Genomic DNA, 25,323 nt, shown 5'->3' with positions numbered 1-25,323 from the left:
CACACTCTCTTAAAAGTTAAGGAACTCTCTTATGTTACAGAGACTTATTGAGGTTGCTATTCGCAACCGACTCATGGTGGTACTGGCGCTTATTGCTATTGCGATAGCCAGTGTGGCCATGTTACCTAAATTGAATCTGGATGCCTTTCCGGATGTTACTAATGTACAGGTCACGATTAATACCGAGGCCGAAGGTTTAGCGGCTGAAGAAGTCGAGAAGCTAATCAGTTATCCAGTTGAGTCGGCCATGTACGCCTTGCCTTCGGTGACTGAGGTACGTTCACTTTCTCGTACCGGTCTGTCACTGGTGACTGTGGTATTCGCCGAAGGCACTGATATCTACTTTGCTCGTCAGCAGGTTTTTGAGCAGTTACAGGCGGCTCGAGAGATGATCCCCGATGGTATTGGTGTGCCAGAAATCGGCCCTAACACCTCAGGTCTAGGTCAGATATATCAATATATTCTGCGCGCCGAACCTGAATCGGGCATAGATGCCAGCGAGCTTCGTAGTCTCAACGATTACTTAGTTAAGCTCATCATGATGCCTGTTGGTGGTGTGACCGAAGTACTCTCATTTGGTGGTGATGTACGCCAGTATCAGGTGCAGATAGATCCAAACAAGTTACTTAGTTATGGCTTGACCATGGAGCAGGTGACTACCGCGCTCGAAAGTAATAACCGCAACGCGGGTGGCTGGTTTATGGATCAGGGTCAGGAACAACTCGTTGTTCGTGGCTATGGTTTACTGCCTGCAGGTGATGCCGGACTGAGTGCAATTCGACAGATCCCGTTAACAGAAGTGGCGGGTACGCCGGTACGTGTTGCCGATATTGCCAATGTTGATTACGGCAGTGAAATTCGTGTCGGCGCTGTGACCATGACACGCCGTGATGAGGCGGGTCAGCCTCAACAGCTGGGTGAAGTTGTTGCTGGCGTTATCCTAAAACGTATGGGCGCCAATACTAAGGCGACGATTGATGATATCAACTCACGTACAGCACTGGTTGAACAGGCTCTGCCAGATGGTGTGACCTTCGAGGTGTTCTACGATCAAGCCGATCTTGTCGATCAGGCGGTCACCACAGTACGTGATGCACTCTTGATGGCATTCGTATTTATTGTGGTGATCTTAGCACTGTTTCTGGTGAACATCAGAGCGACACTGTTGGTGCTCTTATCTATTCCTGTCTCTATCGGCTTAGCGCTGATGGTGATGTCATATTTTGGTATGTCGGCCAACTTGATGTCATTAGGTGGACTGGCGGTGGCTATTGGTATGCTGGTGGATGGCTCAGTAGTGATGGTTGAAAACATCTTCAAACATCTGACACAGCCCGATAGGCAGCACCTTAGTGATGCCCGCGGTCGCGCCGATGGTGAAAACGATCCCTATCATGCGGGAGAAGATGGCGAAGGGACACCGGCCCATAGCGAAACATCGTCTGCCATAGGCATGCGTGTCATGTTGGCGGCGAAGGAAGTCTGTAGTCCTATCTTCTTCGCAACGGCCATTATCATAGTGGTATTTGCGCCATTGTTCGCCCTAGAAGGTGTCGAAGGTAAGCTGTTCCAGCCCATGGCGGTGAGTATCATCTTAGCCATGTTGTCGGCCCTAGTAGTGGCACTGGTTGCTGTACCCGCTCTAGCTGTATACATGTTTAAACGTGGTATTACCCTTAGAGAGAGTGCGGTACTTAAGCCTATCGAGTCTGTCTACCGTCGCTTGTTGACGACGACCATGGCGCGTCCTAAAACTGTGGTTATAACTGCTGTGACCTTGTTTGTTCTCAGCATGGCCTTGCTGCCTAGATTAGGCACAGAGTTTGTACCAGAACTGGAAGAGGGCACCATTAACTTGCGTGTGACTCTTGCGCCAACCGCTAGCCTTGGCACTTCTATCGATGTTGCGCCTAAACTTGAGAAGATGCTGCTTGAGTTTCCTGAAGTGGACTACGCCTTGAGTCGTATAGGTGCGCCAGAGCTTGGCGGCGACCCTGAGCCTGTGAGTAATATCGAGATCTATATAGGTCTTAAGCCCATTGATGAGTGGGAGCATGCGGAAACCCGTATCGAGCTACAACGTAAGATGGAGGAGAAACTCAGCATCTATCCAGGTTTGCTGTTTACCTTCTCACAACCCATCGCAACCCGTGTCGATGAACTGTTATCAGGGGTAAAAGCTCAGCTGGCAATTAAGATTTTTGGCCCTGACTTAGATGTACTTTCTGAAAGTGGTGAGCGTCTTACTGAGCTGGTATCTAACATTCCTGGTGCGGTGGATGTCTCATTAGAGCAGGTCAGTGGTGAGGCTCAGCTGGTTGTGAGGCCTAAGCGCGATCTATTGGCGCGTTATGGTATCAGTGTCGATGAAATCATGAGCCTGGTTAGTCAAGGGATCGGTGGTGTAAGCGCCGGACAAGTGATTGACGGCAATGCCAGATACGATATCAATGTGCGTCTTGCAGAAGAATATCGCAGCTCGCCCGATGCCTTGAGAGATCTCATTCTCAATGGTGTCAACGGTGCTACAGTGCGCCTTGGTGAAGTGGCCAGCGTCGAGGTCGAAATGGCGCCGCCGAACATTCGTCGCGACGATGTGCAGCGCCGTGTAGTGGTGCAGGCTAACGTTTCAGGTCGTGATATGGGCTCTGTGGTCAAGGATATTTACGCCGTGATCCCTCAGGCTGAGCTACCTGCAGGCTATACCGTCGTGGTTGGCGGTCAGTATGAGAACCAGCAGCGTGCTCAGCAGAAACTCATGTTAGTTGTGCCTATCTCTATCGGCTTAATTGCCTTGTTGCTGTTCTTCTCGTTCGGTTCGCTCAAGCAAGTTGCCCTAATCATGGCGAACGTACCGTTAGCCTTAATTGGTGGTGTGGTTGCATTGTTTGTCAGCGGAACTTATCTCTCGGTACCTAGCTCCATTGGCTTTATCACCTTGTTCGGTGTCGCCGTACTTAATGGCGTGGTGTTGGTGGACTCGATTAACCAGAGGCGCCAACAGGCGTTGCGAGAAGCGACAGGCACTATTGGTCAAGGTGAAAGCCTTTATACCAGCGTGTATGAAGGCACTGTAGGTCGATTGCGTCCGGTATTAATGACGGCATTGACCTCGGCATTGGGACTTATCCCTATCTTGATCTCAACTGGCGTAGGCAGTGAGATTCAGCAGCCCTTGGCTGTGGTGATTATCGGTGGTTTGTTTAGCTCGACGGCGCTAACACTACTGGTATTGCCGACCCTGTATCGTTGGATATACCAGAAAGAGGAAACTCAAAATTAACAACTAGTTATATTTAAATTAGTTTGAAATTTTTAACCGACATGGAGGGTCTTCTTTCTCGTGGAAGAAATGAGGTGCGTAGCGTTAGTCTGCCGTCGCACCTTATATTTAGCTACGTTCACTTGCTTACCTCTGTAAAGAGCGTTAAATAGAAGGGAAGTAATGGGTTTATTATGTTATTCAACCACTGTCTAACCTGATAACTCTCAATATTTCTCTTCAAACAAGTCGATTTAGTACGCGCGGCAGGACGCCGCGCTTTTTTAAAAAGAGATTAAGCAAATTTGTTAACAATGAAACGGTTAACAAAAAAGTGATATCTACAACCTATCCCACATTTCCTACCTGTATCTATCAAAAAATTATCTGAATAAATAATATTATAAAATGTCGCCTAATGAGTTTTGTTAGTTTAATCCCCTGCTGTTTGACCTTTATTTAGATCCTTTGTCTCTTTTTTGGCTATTTCAATTACTGTTTTTAGAATAAGCTTATGATTCATTTGTATTACTGGTGTAACAAGATGTTTTATTTTGGTTGAGAAAGGTGTAGATTGCGCACTTGCTTTGCTGTTTTTAATATACGGATATGTTGAGTTATAAAGCTATGACCAGACAATGGATTGCCCTTTTTCTTTTCTTTTTTATCAGTTTCAATGTTTCTTCTGAGACTTTCGAACAAGCCTATGCGCCTATATCTGTAGGGGATATCACTATCTTTATCCCTATTGATAGGCAGCCAGCTCTGCCACCATCTTTATCAATTAAAGCAAGTGGTAACCAATATCTTTTAGAGTGGAATGCTGATGGTGGTGCAGCGCGTTACAAGGTTGAACACCTAGTTAACGGAGCGTGGGCACTCCTTTCCGACAGCATTTCAACTAATTCATATCAGACATCGATTAACAATGGCCCTAATTTTCGTGTGAGTGCCTGTGATCGATACGGCTGTTCAGATTGGCGAACAGTAAATAACATCGTGAGTGGCGAATTAATGATAAGCCAGTTTAGTAAGTCGGCTGATGCTGTTTCGCAGGGAAGTCAGGTTGCTTTATCGTGGAATGTGTCTTCTGCAGTAAAAATAGAGATTACAAGCAATAAAGGGCACAGGTATACAACTTATGTGGGCCAAGGACAGAAAGCATTTACCATTAACCAATTTACTCAATTTACCTTAAAAGCGACGAGCTTCGGTAAATCGTATAGTCAGAAGTTAATTGTTTCACCTACCGCTGTAATACCAGATTTTCGCGCGACTCCAAAGCAAGATACTTATACACAGCCTTTACTGGAATTAGTAAAGAGTAATAATCAAAAGATGCTCCCGATAGAGAGAGCCCTATTATCAACAAGATTAATAGATGGCTCAGATTTAAATATTATTCCCCAACAAGATAATAAGTTATCCAGAGTGTCGAATGATGGAGTGGTCATATGGACACTGGTGCTTGATGGCCTCGTTGCTAATCAACCTGTGTTAAAGCGCGATACAAATGAGTTATTTTTTAGCATGAGCTCATTAGATGGTACTGGACGTTTATGTAAAGTCGATATCAATGGAGATTCAATTGCATGCTTTACCAAAAAGCCGGGTAGTACAGAAAATCTACTAGGTATCGTTGCTGCGCCACTCTTGCTGGAAGATAGATTGTTTGCCTTTGATACAAGGGGGGCACTTTATGAAGTGAGTAGTTTAAACTTTACTGCTGATTCATACCGAGCGCTTGGCTCCGTTCCATTATTACAGGGGGACGCAATATTAACGACCCCTGCAATAGATAAAACCAGTGCAGGCTTTATTATCAGAACAAAGAAAGAGCAGATTATTGCCTTAAACATTCCCTCCTCGCCAAATTTAGTTAACAGAATGATGAAAAAAACAATGTCACTGTTTTCCTCAAGTTCAGCATCGGATGCTGAAAGTCCATCAAGTTTAGAAGTTCAATGGACTAAGTCTTTAACTCAGGAAGAGGGGAAATAAAATGAATTTTCAAAGTGGATATTGGTTTTATTGCTGTGAAGTCGTCAAATCTCTATGTAAATCGGTGAGCCGGCCTTTTTTGAAGGGAAGTAGAAATACGGTATATAAGATTGAGTTTAAACACATAAATACTTCCAGATTAATTAAGATGATCGGTGTGTTAAGTTACTTTATTCTTACTTCAACTTCGCAAGCTGCGCAGTGTATATCAATGTCGGAATCTCCCGGTGCTTATAATTATGATGAGCACGTATCGATTCTTGAAGGGACTTCAGTTGTAAAGCAGTTTTGGACGGTTGAAGCAAGTGCCTTTGAGTATTCTCGAAATCATATGAACTACACGGAATTAAGAGACATTAAGGTTCAAATTTGTACGCTTGATAATACATTGATCAAAACAATAGATATTCCAAAATCATCGACAAGTATAAAAATGTTAAAAATAGACCAAGAGCTTCTCAATGGTGTGTATGGTGATTATTTCATAAAATATATAATCAGAACACATGAGTATGAATGGGAAAATCAGATTGATAATTGGCAGCGGTATCATAGTTATTTGTCACAGAAAAGGGTAACCCTATATAAAAATCAAGCGCCAACAGTCACGTTATCAAACTCCAATATCATGGTTGAAAGGGGGCAGCTTGCAGAGGTTACGGTTAGCGTCGATGATCCTGCAGGCAAGTTAAAGAAAGTTCCTTTCGTCATTGTAGGTAACTCGTGGCCATACTGGATGCCGGATGTTACTCAGTGTTCGGTCAATACAGCTTATAGACAAGTCTGCCAATTCCAAGTTACAAATAGCCAATCTATAGTTGGTGTTCACACCCTTGAAGCACTAGTGACAGACGAGTTCAATCTTACTGGAAGGGTGTTTGGAAAAATAACGGTTAAAGAAACAAATACAGCCCCCAGAGTGACGGTTTCATTAGATAAAGCCAAAATAGGTCCAGGTCAAAGTGTTAATTTAATCGCTACTGCCACAGATAGTGATACAGCAAGCAGTAATAAAATCAATATGATCCGTTGGTGTTTCTCAACCAATGGTACCACCAATAATTGCACTCAAATTATTAGTGACAATAGTAACACTAGCGATCAGTGTTTTTTACTCGATAATGGTGCAAGTGCCAAATGTAGCTATTCAAAAACATTTACTGCAGCTGGTAGTTACACACTATGGGCCGAGGTCTCCGATAGCACAACAAGTGCATATACGAAATCACTTCCTTCGACAGTGAAAGTTATCGCAGCGCCTACTGTAAAAATGAGTACTACAGGTAGCTTTGTGCTTGGTAATACTATAACGCTTACAGCTGAATCAAATGCTGGTCAGTTGCAGATCTGTTATGGTCCAAAAGGTGTCAGTAAAGCAAGTTGTAAAATCAGTCTTAAATCGTGTAGCAGTTTATCTTGTTCAATTAATCTACCTCTGAGTTCAGGCAACTTTTCAACAGGGCAATATGACTTCTATGCTTATGCATCTGATGGCATTAATGCAGCCGTAAATCATAGTGTCACTCGCAGCATATACGGCACCTATACTGTTTCAGCGCCTAGTGTGGTGGGAGCTAATTACCCCGGTACTATTGTGTCAGTTAAAGGGGCGTACAATAAAATTGGCAATGATAATAATCCTGTCACTAAAGTTGAATTATATGCTAATGATGCACTGGTATCGACTCTTCAGAATTCTATTCCACAAAATTTTTCGCTTAATTTTACCTTAGGTAACGTAGCAAATTATCAATTTAAATTTAAGCTGATAGATGGGAATAGTAATCAGATCTGGTCAGTACCTATAATATTTAATCTTGATATCACGCCGCCTAGCAGCTCACCAGTGGTAACAGGCCCTGGTAACACAACAGATGGTCGTATAGCGCTTAATGCTACAAATGTTGCTAATGCAAATAAGTATGAATGGTTTGAATATACAGCTTGCCCAAGTTCTGCTCAAACTGGCCTTTTCAAAGGGGGAACTTCGTCACCGACTATCGTGCTCCAGAAAGAGTCATATTTTCAAAATGCTAGCTACTGCTACTGTGCTCGTGCAACGAACCCCAATGGTGATGGACCAATAGGCACAGGTAGTCAATGTGCACAAGTTACCGTTAATATTCCCGACTTAGATGCAGGGTTTACCCGTTTTGATCCTAGCTTGTCCTTGACTGTAAATGACGCTTATGATCTTAAATGGTTTAACGATAGCGTTGCAGCTGAGAAGTCCTATGTGTTGGAGAGCAAAATAGGCCAACCTGGTAGCAATAACGATTGGACTCCAATTCAGCTTAATGCAGATGCAACCCAATACAGAGTGGTTACGCTGTCTCCAGGTGATGTCAGTTACAGAATCAAAGCCTGTAATGCTAATAATATTTGTAGTAATGGACAAGTATTAACCGTAAATCATCAAGTGCCCTATATACACAGTGCTGTTTATCTTGCTGCCACCGTGAGTAAACCTGCGGAGATCCTTTTTGAAGGCTTGGGAATGACCGGCCTGCTCTCAGCTAATGTGCAGATACGTAATAGTGCAGAAACCTTTAGTTTTACTGTTTATAAATCGGCTGGAGACAGTAGTACTCAATATCGTTTTACGCCTAGCAGCGATGTGCTCACCGGGCTAGATAATGGTGGGCTACGATTGAGAGTCAATAATGCCGTTGGTCATGCCAGTATCGAATTTGATAAAACGGGCAGCAGTGATCGTGAATATATCGATCTTATCGAAGCCAGTCCAACTGTCAGTGCTCAAGGTGTGGTTTATGTCAGTGCCGGTCAATCGGTACACGCACTGAAAGACGGTAATAACCTCACTAATTGGCCCTTTACCTTGCCATCAGGCACGCCGGAAGCGGTGAGGCTCAAGGCCGCTCCAACGCTGGATAAAGATATCAATGCTAATGACATTATCTATGTTGGCGCAACAAATAGGTACGTGTACAAGTTAGGTCAGATAAATCAAACTCCTGGTCCGCATATTCTCTGGCAAACCCGTATTCGTGGTGAGGTATATGCAAAGGCTCAATTATTGAACGAGGCTGATCAATATAACAATAATCAGTTACGAAAACTCCTCTATGTCGGCGCAGTAGCCAATGGTGGTAATGATGTTAGTGGCCTGTATGCACTCAATGCCGAGACTGGCGAAGAGCATTTCATGTATCCACTGGTCTCCGGTGTAAAGCAGCAGCCTAAGATATTCACTAATGGTGACATGCACATCACTACTGAAGATGATCAATTGCATATCATTAATCGTCAGGCGTTAGGTCCATTTGCATTACGTTGGCAAGATATCGATAGCTCGTTGATCAAATCTAACCTCGATGAATTAACGGATTGGCAGATCCCAGAAGATGCCAATGTTCCACTACGTAGTTTTGCTGGCTTGTTCTATGGTCTACTCGGGCGTTCGCCTACTCGTGCTGAACTCACCTTCTTTGCCTATGCCTATTGGCAAGGTATGAGGGAAAATGAGATCACCGCGGCCTTCCTGGGTTCTGATTCAGGTTTGATGCGTTTCCCGACAGCAGATTCAGCAGAGATGTTTATCGATAAGTTGTTTACGAATCTGTTTCCATCAGAGAATGACAAAGCATCGGCAGGCGATCTCACTCGGGCGCAATGGGTAAACTTATTACAACTTGGTCACCCCAGAAGTGAGGTGGCTTATCGGTTGATACAAACAGAGGATTACTTTGCCTATAGTGCTAATGCTATCGCGCTGGTCACTCAAGTGTTTTACGATCATTGTAATTGCAATGAAAATATAGATTCTGATAGAGATGGCGTCCTAGATACCGTTGAAATTGAACTTGGATATAACCCGTTAGATCCAAGAGATCTGCTTATTGATGAGCCAGTATTGAATGCTACAGAGCCACAGATGGGTGATTTTTCCCTAAGCTGGCAAACTGTGAGTTCACCCGATAGTGCGCGTTCGGTCTATTATCGCATCTCTGAAAGTATCAATAATCAAGCCGATGCTGTGTTGGTTACTGATTATTCGGCTAATAATTACGGCCTATTGAAAGTTAGCGGTAATTACACTTATCAGGTGCAAGCTTGTATCCACTCTCAGATATGTAGTCAATGGTCAAACCAAGCCAGCGTTGATGTTGGTGACAGTATTGTCGAAGCTGGTGTTCAACCTGAAGCTGCGCCTGAATACACGGCTCAATTCGATGGGCCTTCTTTAGATGAAATAGTTACTTCTGCCGAATTTGGTTTAACCGCTGGTGAATTTAGGGTAACCGAAGCGGGCGCAGCCAGTTACACTTTGCCATTCGCGTTACCTACTGGTATTGCAGGTGTTGCTCCTCAGTTAGGTTTAGCCTATAACAGCCAATCGGGTGAAGGTCTTGCAGGTGTTGGTTGGAACTTACAAGGGCAATCAATTATTAGCCGTTGTGGTAGTAGTAAGTTGGTAGATGGCTTCAATAAACCTGTCAAATTTAATGATAATGATCACTTCTGTCTTGACGGACAGCGTCTGCTGCTGAAAACAGGCACAGAAGGTCAGCCAGGTTCAACCTATGTAACAGAAGTCAATAACCAACAACTGATTACTTACCAAAGTAATGATTCCTTTACCGTCGAAGGTAAAGATAAAAGCTTAAGCACTTATGGTGATAGTGATAACAGTAAAGTGTTGGCTTTCGTTGGTTTATTTAACCCAGTAGAAGTGACGCAGACCTGGTTATTGAGTCAGTCACAAGATAATTTACGTCAAACAAGTAATCAAATTGTCTATCAGTATCAAGAAGGCTTGGGTGAAAACGAGAAAGTACTCTCTGAGATAACTTACAGTGGTAATCGAGTAGAGCTTGATTACGAATTTAACGGCACAACAAAGAGTGCGGGATATATCGAAGACCAAAGGTATGCGCAACGCGCCGATCTTAAAGGTGTCTCTGTTTATAACCATGATGGTGAAAAAGTTCGTGAGTATAAGTTCTCATTTAAAGTCAATGGTATTGGTCAGCGCCAGTTAACCTCTATTCGTGAGTGTGGCTTAGGGAACGTTTGTAAGAAGCCTGTTATGTTTACCTATCGTGATGTGTTTTCACACGATTTCAATGATATGTCGGGTAGACAAGTATTAAATACAGGCAGTGGCAGTATGCTAAGGCAGGCTATGATCATGGATACCAATAATGATGGTATTAATGAGGTGGTCACCTTAACTCAAGTGAACGGTGTCAAAGTTAAGTTGTGTGTGGGTAGTCACGTCAACCCAACTCAAGCTTGCCAAGTTTTCGATCGATATGACGAAGCCGACTTTAATACTCGCTTAGTTCCGACAGATCCTGACGGTGATGGTTTACTGCAGTTCCTAATCAATAAATCCAATAATCGTTCAGATGCCAAGTGGATTCAAATAGATGTGTTATCTGATGGCAGCTTATCTGAGCCAACAAGTTTACCATTAACGGGAGACATCAGTGTCGGTCTAAATCTTAGACCACAAGACTTTGACGGCGATGGTTATAACGATCTTGTTGAAACCATAGATGATAGGATCTATATCCGCGGATGGGATAACAATACCGCTAGTTATAACTCACCCGTAAAAGTTATTCTCTCTGGATATAACAACCATAAGCTGAATATCAAATCTGGATGGCAGAGTGTTGATATTAATCGTGATGGCATTGGCGATTTAATGGGTTGGAAAGATTGCGGTGATAATTGTGGCGGTGCCGAAGGGTCAGAGTTAATTTTTTATACCTCTACTTTTGTGCCTGCGAGTGAAAATCCTTGTTCAATAGATAACAGGAGAACAGATAGAGGTACATTTGTGGATGGTAGTTATTGCCCGCCATCTATAGGTGATACCTATCAAGCTAAGTTCTATCAAAAGATTGCTGTTAAGGGTAAGCATGCACTAGCCGCTGATATTAATGGTGACGGCTTAACTGATATTGTTGTTTACAATACGGAAACTAATCGTTGGCAGTATCATATTAATACTGGCTACTACTTTGCTATCGGCACAGACTTTACCAGCGCAACTCAGCTTAATAGTTCAATAACCCCAATCTTAGTGGATTTAGATGGTGATGGCAGAATTGAACTGGTATTCCATAATGACGATGACCAAAAATGGTACCGTTACGAATGGACTAATTCAGAATCATATACCGCTTTTGCACCTATGACAGGGGGCTTTGAAAAGTTACTCCCCGCACTCTCTGATTGGACCTTTAGCCCGCCTGATGATGGGATGACTGATCCCGCCAATCGCCGTGTTGAATATGGCATGTTTGCCGATGCCGATAATGATGGACGTCTGGATTTTGTCTATAAGCATGACTCTCCAGGTAATGCCTATAATTCATTGGTATTTTATAGCGCAGGAGATCGGGTTATTCACCCTGGGCTAATGGACACCGTCACTACAGGTTCAGGCATTGAAACTCGCATCAGTTACGGCTCTATGACCGATGAATCTCTGTACAGTAAAGGCAGTGGTCTGCCCACAGACGTACCGGTAACAGGCGCTGCTACCCGTATTATGAACATTACCGGGACAGGGACTTTAGTTGCGTCGGTGGCCACCGATGCGCCAACCCAATACGCAAGTGAAGAGGTCAAGGTCAGCTACCGCTATGCCGGAGCGCGAGCTCAGTTTGGACGTGGTAATTTAGGTTTCGCGTCCATCACTACCCAGTTAGATAAGCAAGGAGTGTCATTTACCACCACGACGGAATATGCGCAGCAATTTCCTTTGACTGGTATGCCTATTCGTACGATTAAACGAGCCAATGGCACGGTGATCTCAGCGGCTGAAAATCGCTATCTTGTCACTGAAAGTGAAATATCTGCTAACCACTTAGTCCGTAGTGTATATCAACAGGAAAGTCGTGACTGTCAGGCGATAGTGGACAGTATTTCGGGTACCGGTGTGACAGCATCAGCTTTCAACTGTCAGCAACTGATAACGGTGCAGGATGAGTTTGCCAATGTCACTAGCACTCAAACGGGTCATTATGATGTTAGTGATCCACTGACATTTGTCAGTATGGAAGATGAATTTACTGCTGCGCTTAAACCCGCTAGCTTAAAATCTCTAGTCAGCAGTAACGAATACGGCAGCACCGATACCAGCAAGCGTTTTGGTCGTTTAAGTAAGGCGACTGTGACTCATAGTCGTGGTGCGTTGAGTGAGCTGCGCACCAGTGAATTTACATATTTTGATAATGGCATGATCAGTCAGGAAATTATCGAGCCAGATGGGGCTTGTGATACTAAGCTGACAACCGATTATCAATACGATGACTTAGGTAACCTCACCAATAAAACCGTCTACAACGATGCAAGTTGTCAAACGGCGTTATCCCGCAGCAGTGTCATCGAATATGATGCTAGTGGCCGCTATGTGATTAAGTCGACCAGCAATGGTGTCGTCACCAGTGAAGCTATCACCCGTAATGCATTAGGGCAGGTAACCAAAGCGAAAAACACCGATGGTGTGGAAACTCAGGTGATATTTGATGCCTTTGGTTCAGAGGTTGCGCGTTATGGTGCCTCGGGTGCACAAGGGAGTAAGCTGAACAAAACCTGTGACGAGGGGGTCAGTTATTGTTACACCATGGTGCAGACATCGGTTAATGGTGTGGTGTCGAAAAAACAATACATAGATGATGCGGGTCGTGGTTACAAGGAAAGTAGTCTAGATGTATTGGGTAACTGGCACACTAATGAACAGACTTATGATAAATATGGTCGCGTAGTCTCAGCCGTTGCGCCGGGTCTTGTGCCAGTGACCAGCGAGTATGATGCATTGGACAGGGTTATCTCTTCCAATGAGGACAATACCGGCCTTAGTTCAAGCCATAGCTTTAGTGGCCGTCAACAGACGAGTAGTATTTCAGGCGATATTCCAGGCGGTGAGCAAAGCAAGAGTACCGTCTATAACGCCTTAGGTGAGCAGTATCAGGTTATCGATGAACTGAGCAATACACTCACGTATACCTATGATGTCTTTGGCGCACTGGATACCGTTCATAGCAGTGTCGATAATCGTGTGCTCAGCGACATCGACTACGACAAGTTGGGCCGTAAAACCAGCATGCAGGATGAGAACCGTGGTAATTGGACCTATGAGTACGATGCATTAGGTCAGCTCACCAAGCAAACCGATGCCCGCGGGGTGATAACTGAGGTCTATTACGACAATCTGGGGCGTAAAATACACCAAAAAGTCACTGGCACCGCCGACGTTGTCTCTGAGGATATGTTCTGGGCTTATGGCTCTGGCGATAATAAGCACCGGCTTATTAGAGAGTCTATTGGCAATGGGTCAGGGGGGAGTTGGAGTCGTTATTTCTACTATGACAACTTAGGTCGCGGCGTTGCCACGCTCACTAACTTAGATGGTACTACTAACTGTGTTGCTAAGGCCGTGTTTAACTCGGCTAACAACGATTTGCGAATGGTGGATGACACCTTAGCCGATCCCATTGCCAGCCGCTGTGTGATACAGCAGACTCAGTTTGACCAATATGGCAGGGTGTTCCAACAGTTTGACGACTATCGCCGCAAGAGTGATGGCACTTTCGTCGAAGCCCGTGGTCTGCGTCAGCACTATCAAAATAACCAAGTGCTTAAGCAGCAGGAAGCGCGTGAAGGCACAGCGGGACGTATCTATCATGAAATTGTTACCATCAATGAAAATGGCCTACTAACCGAGTACAACAAGGGTAACCAGGCCATGACCCTGAGTTACGATGTTGCCAATCGATTAGATGGGATAAGTAGTGGCGACCATCTGCAAACTGATGTGTATGTCCATGACAGCATGAACAACCTAACATCACGCCTTTTCGCTAGTTCCACTGAGCAAAGCTTCGACTACGATGCGCTTAATCGGGTCACCCATGTTAATGGCGTGGAGCGTTACCAGTATGATAATAACGGTAACCTAAAACACAAAGATGGCTGGACTTTAGGTTTTGATGGCGATAACAAACCGCTTCATGGCGTGACCAGTCGCAGTAAACTAGGTCAGGCAACAGAAACCTATGGTTATGATGCCAATGGTAATCAGATCTCAGGTTTAAAAGATGGAGCAGCGTGGCGCAGCTTTAATTACAGTGGCCGCAATAAGGCTACCGAGATCACTGTCGGCGATAAAACAACCCGCTTTAGTTATGACGCTAATAACAATCGTTTCAAGCGTACCGACAGTCAAGGCACCATCTTCTATGTCGGTAATCTGGAGCTGACGCTCAAGCCTGCGACTAGCACGGGCCAATCGCAGACCTACATCAAGCGTTATCTGGGTGATGCCATGCAGACCTATTATGCAGATGGCAATGCCATGCTGCGTTGGCTGTATAAAGATCAGTTAGGCTCTGTTATCGCTATCACCAACGACAGCGGTAAATTGGTCAAGCGCTTTAGTTATGATGTCTTCGGTCAGCAAACAGAAATAGTGCCAACCGAAGCGGATCGTATCGCCCATTATGAGCATACGGCCATGTCAGCCGTGCTACTGGCTGATATCTCGCCTAATACCCGCAGTTATACCGGACATGAGCCAGTAGATTTTGATGGCGACAAACGCATCATTCATATGAATGGCCGTATGTATGACGCCGCACTTGGGCGTATGCTACAAGCAGATCCTGTGGTTCAGGCACCGGATAATCTGCAAAACTTTAATGCCTATAGCTACGTACTGAACAACCCGCTCAATGCGACCGATCCAAGTGGCTATTCCTTTAAGTCTATTCTCAAAGGAGTGATGAAGATCACTGGTGCCTGGTTTGCTCATGAGTTTCTGAACAGTGTCCCTGTGCTGAATAGTGTTGTTAGCGTGGTACTTAACGTGATCCCCGGCTGTCAGGTCTGGTGTAGCGCGCTTTATAACGGCATGTCGACCTTTGTCGCGACAGGTAGCCTGACATCGGGCTTAAAAGTCGGTGCTATTAGCGCAGCAGCAGGTTATGCCTTGCAGGGGATAGGTGAGCACTTTACTGGGGTGGGGAAATTAAATAGCGCTGCAATAGACTCAGGAATTTGGGCTCAAGATGGCTTCGTTAAGTTTGGCGGTAATATGCTGACGGCGGGCCAGGCAGCTTCTCAGATAGGGGCCCATGCTCTGGTCGGTGGACTGTCGTCGACCTTGCAAGGAGGCAAGTTTGGTCATGGCTTCTTCAGCGCAGGTGTCACTAAAGGTGCAGGCGGTGTCTTCCTGTCTGGCGGTGGTGGGCTAGAGGCATCACAGGTGTTGAAAGGCACAGTGGCTTCAGCCATTATTGGTGGTACAGCATCAGCGGTCAGTGGCGGTAAGTTTGCTAACGGCGCGCGAATGGGGGCCATGCAGTACTTGTTGAATCAGGCGCAGAGTTGGTCTGTGAATAAATATAATGCTTTGCAAAGAGAAGCTGAGTACTTCCAAAAAATGGGCAATCAAGTTATAGATAGTGCGAGAATGGCTCTGAGTGTGGATTTCAATGTGACTGTGTCAGCACCTAGTTCGGAAAACGTGAGAGATTTTGCTGGTGGTGCATCAATAGGTCTTGGAGTATTAGCTTCGGGTGCTCTCATATTTGTACCACCAGCAGCACCTCCACTAGCTTATGCTTCAATGAGTCTTGGCACGTTTAGTGCCGGCACAGATGCATATATTCATTATAATGATTTACAGAACATGAATACAAATAATAATGCGGCTCTAGGTATAAGCTGGGCTAGTTTCGCCGCTCAAAAAATGTTACCTAGAGTTTTGCCAGCCCCTGCACGAGTTCCAGTAAGTATAATTCTGGATTCAATCAGTACCACAACAGGAACCGCAGTTTATCTAGATGGAAGGAATAATTAGAAGTGAATGAATTAGAACATAGAACCTTATATGGTGAAATGGGAATGCTGGGGATTGCTGTTTCTGCTTTACCATTCTTTTTTATAGCATTAACAACATTACTATGGTGGTTTGGCATCATCGGGCTTATTGTTTGTTTTTTTTCACTCCCTTTTAAACAGATTGTGAGCATTTTGAAGTTGAGTAAGTTGTTTTGTTTAATATCATCTTTCATGCTGGTTTTAGCTATTTATGCCGTGTATTCGTTTATCGCTTGGAGAGGTGTCTCAGGGTATTTATTGTACTTTGCTACTTCTTTTATATGGAGTGCTTTGTATTATTTCAATAGGGTTGAGAGATAAAAAAGGAATAAAGGGGTCAGTACCCATTAGCTTATCTGAAATTTTAATAACTATTTTGAGAAAATATGAAGTTTATCAATTGTCTATTAGCTGTTCTCGTTGCTAGCAGCATGTTTATTACGCCTGCCTTTGCTAACTACGCCTGTAGAGGGGAGGTGAAAGGCGTCACGATAAGCCCTGATGGGCAAGTTTTTGTTGCATCGATCGGAACTTTATCTTGGCCTAGGTTATGTAGCGTCGCTATCACGGAGAATAATGTTCCTCCCGAGGCTTGTAAGGTTATTTATAGCGCCTTGCTGACAGCCCAAACAACGGGGAAAGAGGTTAGTTTGTCATTCAATGATTCGGGTGACTGCAATAGCCATACTGCATGGGGCTGGTTAACTGGTTGGTACTTTGGCCCAGTGCTTGATTGATAGAGTTTCATAAGGATTTTGACGTGAAAAAATATGTTTGTTTTCTCCTATTGTTTGTTTCAACAGGAGCGATTTCTGCGGGGCAATGGTGCGAAGGTAAGATACAACGAGTATATGTAGATAAACCAGGAAATGTGTTCATATTTGGGAATTGGCGTAATGATTATACTCAGATATGCAACGTCAATTCACCTTGGAAAGCAGTTTCTGTAGAGCTATGTAAAACTTGGTTTTCGCTTGCGGTTACTGCAAGGGTAAGTGATGGCAATGTTATTGTTCAATATTCAGATGTCCCAGCTTGCAATTTAGTGCCTAGTTATTCAAACGCACCTTCACCAGCGTACGTGATGCTAAAAGAATAAAGGGAACAGAGCCCATTAGATATAGGAAAGTCAGCTCTGAACTGTTGACTCTATTATTGTTTAGATTATATGGATATAAAAATGTTAAGAATCGTATTGATAGTCTTATTAATCTCTAGTTTTACTTCTGAAGCGGCAGTTCGTTGGACTGATTCTGATTGGCGTGGCGCTGGTGTAAAGGTTAACAATGTTTATCTACAGTGGGACACTCATTGGGTGCAGTTCTATGGCGGGGACGGTAAGTCATACGTTTATTATTGGGGAACGGATCCCATGCCAAATGAAAAAGCTAAGTTGTTTTTTAGTATGCTCTTAACTGCTTTTACTGCCGATAAAAAAGTGAGCGTTGCATACGATACTGAGCCTAATTCGGGTGGACATTATGAATTTTCATTTTTGAATATTCATAATTAATTGAACAGTGATAAAGGGGAGGCTATGCCTATTAGCTTTTGCTTTGTGCATACTAGTGGATTGCTCCTTCGGTATAAATACCAGTAAGAGAAATAGCATAACCACTTACGATTAACCTAAAGTATATAATTTTATGAAACAGCTGAAATTGTTAGCACTATTGTTAGCGTCATTTTTCGTGCAAGCAGAAACTAATTATGTGAAGAATTTGACTATAAACAAAATTCGTACGGTCGGAAATTATGAATCAGGTACCACATATGACAATACGGTTGAGCTATGGTTTTCTGAACCGATTTTATGGCCAGAAACATCAGGCTGTACTGCTACATATAGGGTTTATATTAATGCCGACAATCAACATATGATCAGTGCTGCATATTTGGCATTCGCCTCTGGGAAGAAAGTCAATATCAATGCCAATGAAGCCCTTCCTATAAGAAATGGTTCTTGTGAACTGTCATATTTGGACGTTATAAATTGAAACTTAAAACACGTGACATCTTTGATAAATAGCGAGAAACAAAATGAAATTGATACATAAACTGACGGTGGCTTTATTGTTTCTGGCTTTTGACACTAGCGCAAAGACAGAGGTTACTGATGGAACTGTAGTGTGGGTTGGTGCTGTTGATAAGCCACAAGTTACGGGCAGTTATGTTGTGATTAAAGGTGGTTTATGGTCAGGGGAATCTGTGTGTAGTGGAACCACCAATACACATCAGTGGTATTTTATTAAACATGATTCGCCTGTTGCACAACAGATGCTTAGTATCGCATTAACGAGTTTAGCAACAGGTAATACGGCACGAATCTATGGTAATGGTGAGTGTACTGACAATGGGTTTGAAAATATTAGTACGATATTTTCAATCAGTGAAATTAAGTATAACTAGCGCTGTTGTCTATACCTAACATTTGATAAATGCACCATCTGATATGGCCGTAAAGCCAGCTTGTGCGGCACACTCGACGCGATTCATTATCGATTCTAACAACCCTATGTTTCCATATGTATATGGATTAGTTGTGCAGGCAAAAAAAGATGGCTCTGATATCAATATTAACTATTGGAATCAGTGCGAGCAGTCCGGAACTCATAAAGCTCCTTTGATTAGAGCTGTTTCGCTCTAGGTATATGTCTGCTTTTGATAGATTTAGAAAGGTAAGTTAATCATTAATCACTATGAAGTTTGGAACAAATCACAATGAGAAAAATTATAATAATTTGCACTGTAGCTCTTACATCTATTGCCTCAGGCGTATTTACTGCTGGCAGTTACGCACTCGAAGCGAGTCCAGTCAGCACCATTAGCAGGTTTATTTCATATAGTCAGTTCGGTGATGGTGACGTTGTTTTCCGTATCAAAAATTCTACAGTTGGATGTTTTGGGTATTGGATGAATAAAGCCGACCCTGGATTTGAAGCTAATTTAAGTATGGCGTTAGCCGCTTTTCATTCTAAATCCAGCGTGAAAATTCAGGGTCATGAAGATCAAAAGTGGAGTGGTAGTGAGAGTTTTTGGTGTAAGTTGTACGCCATAGAATATCCGGAGTGATAGAGATTACCTCCCATGTTTTTAGATAAACACATAGTTAAATGGACTTAGTAAGAAATATTATGAAAACAATTTTAAAAATTTCGGCTGGGTTGCTTCTCTTAGTTATTAATTGCTTTGCGTATGCTGCATGCAACAGTACTGGATGCTCCGGAGTGTATGTTGAGACGCTTTACATTAATGCATCAGGCATTATCTACATTGGTACTTCGGGTGATGAAACCTTGATGTCATGTTCCGCGGTGTCGGATGTTTATGTCACGTTAAAGCGTAGTGAGCCTGCAGCTGATATGATTTTTTCAACCTTGCTCGCGGCTCAGATGGCCGATAAGAAAGTACACATTCGTACCGTAGATAAATCAGTTGGTTGTAAAATTGCCTACGTGACACTTGATAAGCAGTAATGCTAGTTGTTCATCAATAGCAAGTATGGATGGCTGGGCTAGGAGGTCGTCAATAATATTGATTATTGCGAAATGGAATACCAATGAAAAACAAAATCTGTGTGGCTACATTGTGTTTAGCTTTTTTATCTTCTTATGCAGTCTCGGGTGAGTTAGTCAGAGGGGCGACGATTACTGAAATAGCGAGTAGTGCGGCTAATCAAGATGTATTTTATCTGAGAATATCTGGTGGTACGGGACCTTGTGCTGGTAAGTCACTCTTGTTCCCAGCATAAAAATCTCAATCAAAAGAGTCTTATAATCAAGCTTTTTCGATTGCTTTAGCTACTGCCGCTTCTGGTAACAAGATTCGTGCTCACAACTATGAAGATAATAGCTGCGCTGGTGCTAACTTTATAGGGATGTTCACTCAGTAGCCGGTTAGATTAAATCAAGGTGTTGGAGAGGGCAAAGGTGAAAAAAGTAATTTTCTTAATTATTTCAATATCAGTCAGTTTTACTGCGTTAGCATCAGAAATAGTCGATACGACAATTACGCGACTTATGATGGATAACACTTACGGTCAAAAAGTATTTATTCAAACGGAAGGTGTGGCTGCAAGGGATAGCGAGCATTGCCATTCAACGTCAGTTTGGGACTATGTTTTGCCTACAGAGAGCGAATTTGGTAAGCAAGTCTACGCGCAGTTATTGACTGCCTATGCAGCTAAAAAAACGCTGAGGCTGGTGGGTTCTGACGTGTGTATTGTCAATGGCAACATCGAAGGTCTTAAACGTTTGGAAGTGTATTAATTACATAATGAACCCGTTGAGATGTGAGCCATGGGATGCAAATTCAAATGCGTTTATAAAAATCACTAGGCTCTACCCGGTAAATTAAGGACGTTATTTTGAAAAAACGCATTGTTCTGCTTTGTCTTATGGTTACTCAATTTATGGTTGGCTGCTCTTCCTTTTATGGGGAGGAGTCTTCAGCAGTTTATAGTAAGAAGTCTTCAGCTATTGCTGTTCATTTTTCAGAGCCTAATCGCATACAGTTTCAGGGTAAAGGCGCTGGCGCCAGTTTTGCTTTGATGTCGACAATGGGACCTGTTGGTATCGCGTTAGGCGTTGCCATTGATGTAGGGATTGCCAAAGATATCCAAGAGCCTGCAAGAGTCAGTGGTTTTGACATGAACTCCTATATTTCCCAGAGTATCGAGACTCAGTCTCAAGCTGCTTGGAAGGCTGTTTTCTGGGGTGAGGAAAATCGTGATGTTACTGTTGGATTCCCAAATGTAGAAATAAAGCGATATGGGTTTAAAACTACTGGTGGGACTGATGATGCGACATCTGCCGAGCTGGTGGTGATTGTCAATATCAGCCAACAAGAGCAATTCGCATATCACTATCCTAACGACTTTACTGACGCAAATGAAGATACGCAAACCACAATCATCCCTAGCTATCCATTAGCCGATCTGAAACGTGATGGTGCATTGTCAGTGTTATTGATGAAGCAGGCCGTAGATAGCGTGATGGCAAAAGTGGTAGAGAAGCAATTACATCATCTGTCCGTATGAGCTGATAACTCACATGGACAATAATTCAATAAACGAAATATAAGAGCAAATGGATATGCAAAGAGTCTTGTTGTTATTTACTATTTTTCTGGTGTCATTCTCATCCTTGGCCAGTGTTCAACAAGGGACTGTGACCAACGTCATTGTTCGGGATGATGGCTTGCATTGGTTTATACTTCTTTCAGACGGGAGCGGCGAGAGAAGTGAACGCCCCGAATGTTCAGCAACTCATACCTATTGGATGATCAAAGATGAGAACACTCGTTATGGCCAGAGTCAATTCAGTATGCTTCTTGCCGCTTACATGGCTAAAACGCCAGTAAAGATAACGGGAAAGCATAGCTGTACACGCTGGGGTGATGGAGAGGATATCTCTACGGTTCAACTACTGGCACATTAATGGATTTATATTTGGAGTTTTTATGAAGTATCTAGTTGTGTTTTTTACTTTGCTTCTTGCATTGCTTTGGACGTTAGACACTCAAGCTTGGGATGGTGCGGTTATTGGACAGGTTAATACTATAGATGTTACCCACGGTAAGAACTATGGTTTTCGAGTCACTCTTGAGGGGGCACCTAAGCTGTGTGGTAATGACAGTGGTTGGGCATACTTAAATGACGATGATAGTAATTATCAAATTTTTGTCAGCGTGCTTCTTGCTGCAAAAATGTCTGGTACAACGGTTCGCCTCTATACCAATCAAGAAAAGACGTCCGGCAATGATTATTGTCATATTGGCTATATCTCTGTTAGTTAAAGGCTCGAGTATTTTGATTTTAAGATGACACTTGTTAAGTACAAAAAATGTTGTCTGTTTGTGGATCGAGCCGACACTCTTTAAGTCATTTTTCACTAATAAGTGTCAAAAGTGTATGGATGCAGAGAAGTAATAGTAAGTAAGGACGGAGTTATGAATAAGGGATGGCTGATACTCTTCCAGTTATTGCCACTGTTTGTCCCGCTGCAAGCCATTGCCAATGTGTGGAGCGAGATGAAGACGCCTTATCCGGTAACAAATGATCAGCCTGATGGTGAGGTGCCGTTCGTTACTAAAATTGGTAGCTTGGCCATTGGCTCCTATGCTAATGGTTGTCTCGCTGGAGCCGATACCTTGCCATTAGAAGGTAAGGGCTATCAGGTTATTCGTACTTCAAGGAATCGCTACTATGGCCACCCCGAACTTATCTCTTTTGTGCAAGAGTTTGCTAAGCAGTTAAACCAGTCAGAAGGTGATGATCTATTGATTGGTGATATCTCCATGCCCCGTGGCGGGAATTTTGTTTCTGGCCATGCTAGTCATCAAATTGGTCTGGATGTGGACATCTGGTTTAGACAGGCTGCCAAGCTGCAAACCCTAGAGCAAAGAGAGTCCCCTGAAGAGTTGAGTCTGGTAGATACTAATAGCTTTGAGGTCAATGATAACTGGCAAGCTTTACATGGCAAGATGATAAGGCTGGCAGCTGAAAACCCTCAAGTGGCCCGGGTATTTGTTAACCCCGCGATTAAACAAAAGCTGTGTGAGCAGGCTCAAGGCGATATCGACTCAAGTCATCATTGGCTCAGTAAAGTACGCCCCTGGTGGGGGCATAAGATCCATATGCATGTGCGCTTAAGTTGCCCGGATGGAGACAAGCTGTGTCAAAATCAAAATCCGCCCAAAAGCGGCACAGGTTGTGGAGACCTTAGTTGGTGGAAGCAGCAGATTTTACAGCTTAAAAAGTCGGCTCAAACGTCTAAAGATAAGAAGAAAGAGCCTAAACCTGTCAAGGTGAAACCAAAGCAGTGTGCTCAGTTACTACAATGACGTTTATCCTATAGCAAATCCCATTAGCTGCTGAGCGCGTAGCCGCCTTTGAGGTGGGCGATATTGCTAAAACCTAACCTTTGCATAGCTTGGGCTACCACGAGTGAGCGACTGCCACTGCGGCACACTAATACCCACTCACTGGTTTTATCAGCCTGATGCTCTTGAATAAATTGTACTAAGCGTGTCATAGGTACATTGATACTCTTGGTTGTCTCGACAGTTTCCATGCCAAGTGAGTGTTGCAATGCGTACTCGTGTGGCTCACGGATATCTACTAATTTGATTTTGTTTGACTGTCCGAGTTCTAGCTTAAGACTGGAAGCGTCGTACTCCTTGATGGCCAATTTATGGCAATCGGACGTATAGGCGCCGCACATGATCTCGGTACCGACTTCATCATTAAGGTTTGCGTCTAAGTTTGCTTTTCTATTTACAAACTGACTCTCGGTGACTTGGCCTTTAAGTACGTCATCGAGCAAAGAGTTACGCGTCACTTCGGCCATCAAGCTGGTGGTAAACTCGTTGTTATAGTCATGGCTGGCACAGAGTAAGGTGTTGGGGCCGATTAACTGTTCGAGTTGCTTTAAGCTGTGGAACATTTTATTTGAGCTACTGGACTCGAAGTTGGTTCTGCCCAAGCTTCCCATTAGTACGGTATCACCACAGAAAGCGAATCGGGTCGAGTTCTTGAGGTTGGTGATATCTGATGTTAACAAGAGGCTGATGCTGTCATCGGTATGGCCCGGTGAGGCGACTTTTAAAAGCGAGAGTTCACCTAGTTTAATCATATGGAGTTCAGTGTCATCAAGCTGTACTTTTTCACTTGCCTCTGGCCAACCTAAGTGATCACACTTCTGATGCTTGAGGTGCTTCTCGGCCAAGGCGACGCGGCCCGAGATATGATCAGCATGACCATGGGTATCGATAATGGCGATTGGCGAGAGTTGCTGGCATTCGAGCAGGGTATTGATACGTTTCTCTAGCTCGGGCAGTGGATCGATGATCAATGCCTGTTTCGTTTTCAGATCAGCGTAAATCCAGGTGCAACTTGCGCCACCTCTGAGTTGCACTAAACCATCGAGAGGGGCCTTATCATCGTTTAATTGAGTGTCATCTAACATCAGGCAGCTGTGGGTTAAGGCGCTGGCGGCAAGTTGAATTCTGTCACAGGCGGCGTCGACCTCGGTTTGAGTCATGGCTGGGCCGAAAGAGAGACGAATAGCTGACTCACTCTGCCAGGCGGGTAAGCCCATGGCGTCGAGAACGAAACTACGGGTAACCTTAGAGCTACAAGCCGAGCCTGAGCTGACACGAATATTTGCGGCATCGAAGAGATCCATGAGTTCTTTGCTGCTAAACCCCGGAACGGCGAAGTTTAGTGTAGTGGCTACACTGTTTTCGAAGCTGTGGTTAAACACTATCTCAGGAAAAGCTGCGGTAAGACTCGTCACTAGTTGTTGTCTGTAATCCTCAAGTTTTTCAGCGGTCGAAAAACAGGAGTTTTCATGGTCGAGCAACATCTCGAAAATCACATTGAGGGCTGCGAATCCAGGCAGGTTTTCAGTGCCTGAACGTAATCCGCTCTCCTGTCCGCCACCTGCAATAAAGGGAGTGAAGGGAGCCGAGTCTCGAATATAAATGAAGCCAATGCCTTTTGGAGCATAGAGTTTGTGGCCGCTAAATGGGGCGTAGTCTATGCTGGTTTTGCTCAGCTCTAGTGGACGCTTCCCCAGAGCCTGTACACAATCAACCATCCAGAAAATATCGGCATTGTTATTACGAATTGTCTGCTCTAGCTGTTTGAGGTCTTGATATACGCCGGTTTCGTTGTTGACCGCCATGGTGCAGATCATCAGGGCGTTAGGCACTTCTCGTGCGATGAATTTGAGGTCTAGGTTACCTAATGAGTCGACTGGAATAGCGATTATTTTAGCATTAAGACCTAAGATATTATTCCAATGTTCCAGTGAGTTTGGTACTGCTTTGTGCTCAGTTTCACCATAAAGAATAGTGTATTGCTTACCTGGTTCGAGGTTTTCTCTGGCCTTGATTAAACCTGAAAGAATCCCTGTTTGAATCCCTTCGGTTGCGCCACTGGTGAAGATGAGTTTGCCGTTGCCCGTACCCAGCAAGACCTTAGCTCGTTGTCTGGTTTGCTCCATCAAGTTCTTGGCTTGAAGACCTGTGATATGGCTGCTACTTGGATTACCAAACAATTCTTCCATGGCTGTCATTGCAGCTTGCGCCGCTTGGGGAAGTACAGGTGTTGTGGCGTTAGCATCTAGGTAGATCTGGCTTAAATGGGCTGCTTGACTCATAAGGGCACTCGTCTTGTTGTTTGGCATTTCGTTATA

General features: G+C 43.9%; 17 protein-coding genes and 1 pseudogene. 17 read left to right on the top strand and 1 reads right to left on the bottom strand.

Annotated features, from left to right (window positions below):
- The first annotated feature begins 31 nt into the window (after window positions 1–31).
- The 17 genes and pseudogenes from sps_RS14900 to mepA all read left to right on the top strand — a co-directional run bounded on the left by sps_RS14900 (window position 32) and on the right by mepA (window position 22,966).
- Window positions 32–3,283 (top strand): efflux RND transporter permease subunit, encoded by a 3,252-nt coding sequence (locus tag sps_RS14900; protein WP_077753251.1) that lies wholly within the window; start codon window positions 32–34, stop codon window positions 3,281–3,283.
- A gap of 606 nt (window positions 3,284–3,889) precedes the next feature.
- Window positions 3,890–5,263, top strand: coding sequence for a hypothetical protein (locus tag sps_RS14895; RefSeq protein ID WP_149027284.1), 1,374 nt, complete (start codon window positions 3,890–3,892; stop codon window positions 5,261–5,263).
- Window positions 5,264–5,474: 211 nt separating this feature from the next.
- On the top strand, window positions 5,475–16,103 hold the full coding sequence (locus sps_RS14890; RefSeq protein WP_169915776.1) for a SpvB/TcaC N-terminal domain-containing protein: 10,629 nt from the start codon (window positions 5,475–5,477) through the stop codon (window positions 16,101–16,103).
- A 2-nt stretch (window positions 16,104–16,105) separates the two neighbouring features.
- On the top strand, window positions 16,106–16,444 hold the full coding sequence (locus sps_RS14885; RefSeq protein WP_077753248.1) for a hypothetical protein: 339 nt from the start codon (window positions 16,106–16,108) through the stop codon (window positions 16,442–16,444).
- A gap of 65 nt (window positions 16,445–16,509) precedes the next feature.
- Complete coding sequence (locus sps_RS14880; protein WP_077753247.1) at window positions 16,510–16,860, top strand: hypothetical protein; 351 nt, start codon at window positions 16,510–16,512, stop codon at window positions 16,858–16,860.
- Window positions 16,861–16,883: 23 nt separating this feature from the next.
- Window positions 16,884–17,222 (top strand): hypothetical protein, encoded by a 339-nt coding sequence (locus tag sps_RS14875; protein ID WP_077753246.1) that lies wholly within the window; start codon window positions 16,884–16,886, stop codon window positions 17,220–17,222.
- An 81-nt stretch (window positions 17,223–17,303) separates the two neighbouring features.
- Window positions 17,304–17,636, top strand: a complete 333-nt coding sequence (locus sps_RS14870) for a hypothetical protein (RefSeq protein ID WP_077753245.1) — start codon at window positions 17,304–17,306, stop codon at window positions 17,634–17,636.
- Between the two features lie 133 nt (window positions 17,637–17,769).
- Window positions 17,770–18,120, top strand: coding sequence for a hypothetical protein (locus sps_RS14865; protein ID WP_077753244.1), 351 nt, complete (start codon window positions 17,770–17,772; stop codon window positions 18,118–18,120).
- Window positions 18,121–18,163: 43 nt separating this feature from the next.
- Window positions 18,164–18,532, top strand: coding sequence for a hypothetical protein (locus sps_RS14860; RefSeq protein WP_077753243.1), 369 nt, complete (start codon window positions 18,164–18,166; stop codon window positions 18,530–18,532).
- A 312-nt stretch (window positions 18,533–18,844) separates the two neighbouring features.
- Complete coding sequence (locus tag sps_RS14855) at window positions 18,845–19,195, top strand: hypothetical protein (protein WP_077753242.1); 351 nt, start codon at window positions 18,845–18,847, stop codon at window positions 19,193–19,195.
- A 155-nt stretch (window positions 19,196–19,350) separates the two neighbouring features.
- A complete protein-coding gene (locus tag sps_RS14850) occupies window positions 19,351–19,599 on the top strand; it encodes a hypothetical protein (RefSeq protein WP_218919595.1) in 249 nt (82 codons plus the stop codon).
- 83 nt (window positions 19,600–19,682) lie between these two features.
- Window positions 19,683–20,015, top strand: a pseudogene (locus sps_RS14845) (DUF5992 family protein).
- 37 nt (window positions 20,016–20,052) lie between these two features.
- A complete protein-coding gene (locus sps_RS14840) occupies window positions 20,053–20,391 on the top strand; it encodes a hypothetical protein (RefSeq protein ID WP_077753241.1) in 339 nt (112 codons plus the stop codon).
- A gap of 98 nt (window positions 20,392–20,489) precedes the next feature.
- A complete protein-coding gene (locus tag sps_RS14835) occupies window positions 20,490–21,161 on the top strand; it encodes a hypothetical protein (RefSeq protein ID WP_077753240.1) in 672 nt (223 codons plus the stop codon).
- A 49-nt stretch (window positions 21,162–21,210) separates the two neighbouring features.
- Window positions 21,211–21,561, top strand: a complete 351-nt coding sequence (locus tag sps_RS14830) for a hypothetical protein (RefSeq protein WP_077753239.1) — start codon at window positions 21,211–21,213, stop codon at window positions 21,559–21,561.
- A gap of 22 nt (window positions 21,562–21,583) precedes the next feature.
- Window positions 21,584–21,919 (top strand): hypothetical protein, encoded by a 336-nt coding sequence (locus tag sps_RS14825; protein WP_077753238.1) that lies wholly within the window; start codon window positions 21,584–21,586, stop codon window positions 21,917–21,919.
- A gap of 153 nt (window positions 21,920–22,072) precedes the next feature.
- Window positions 22,073–22,966 (top strand): penicillin-insensitive murein endopeptidase, encoded by an 894-nt coding sequence (mepA, locus tag sps_RS14820; RefSeq protein ID WP_077753237.1) that lies wholly within the window; start codon window positions 22,073–22,075, stop codon window positions 22,964–22,966.
- Between the two features lie 23 nt (window positions 22,967–22,989).
- Here the strand turns inward: mepA and sps_RS14815 are convergent, their stop codons facing one another.
- Window positions 22,990–25,287, bottom strand: a complete 2,298-nt coding sequence (locus sps_RS14815) for an aminotransferase class V-fold PLP-dependent enzyme (RefSeq protein WP_077755707.1) — start codon at window positions 25,285–25,287, stop codon at window positions 22,990–22,992.
- Window positions 25,288–25,323 lie beyond the last annotated feature (36 nt).

This window comes from Shewanella psychrophila, from assembly GCF_002005305.1.
Classification (GTDB): Bacteria; Pseudomonadota; Gammaproteobacteria; order Enterobacterales; family Shewanellaceae; genus Shewanella; species Shewanella psychrophila.
Note: the sequence above shows the minus strand (reverse complement) of the source record. Positions and strands in the feature narration are given on the sequence as shown.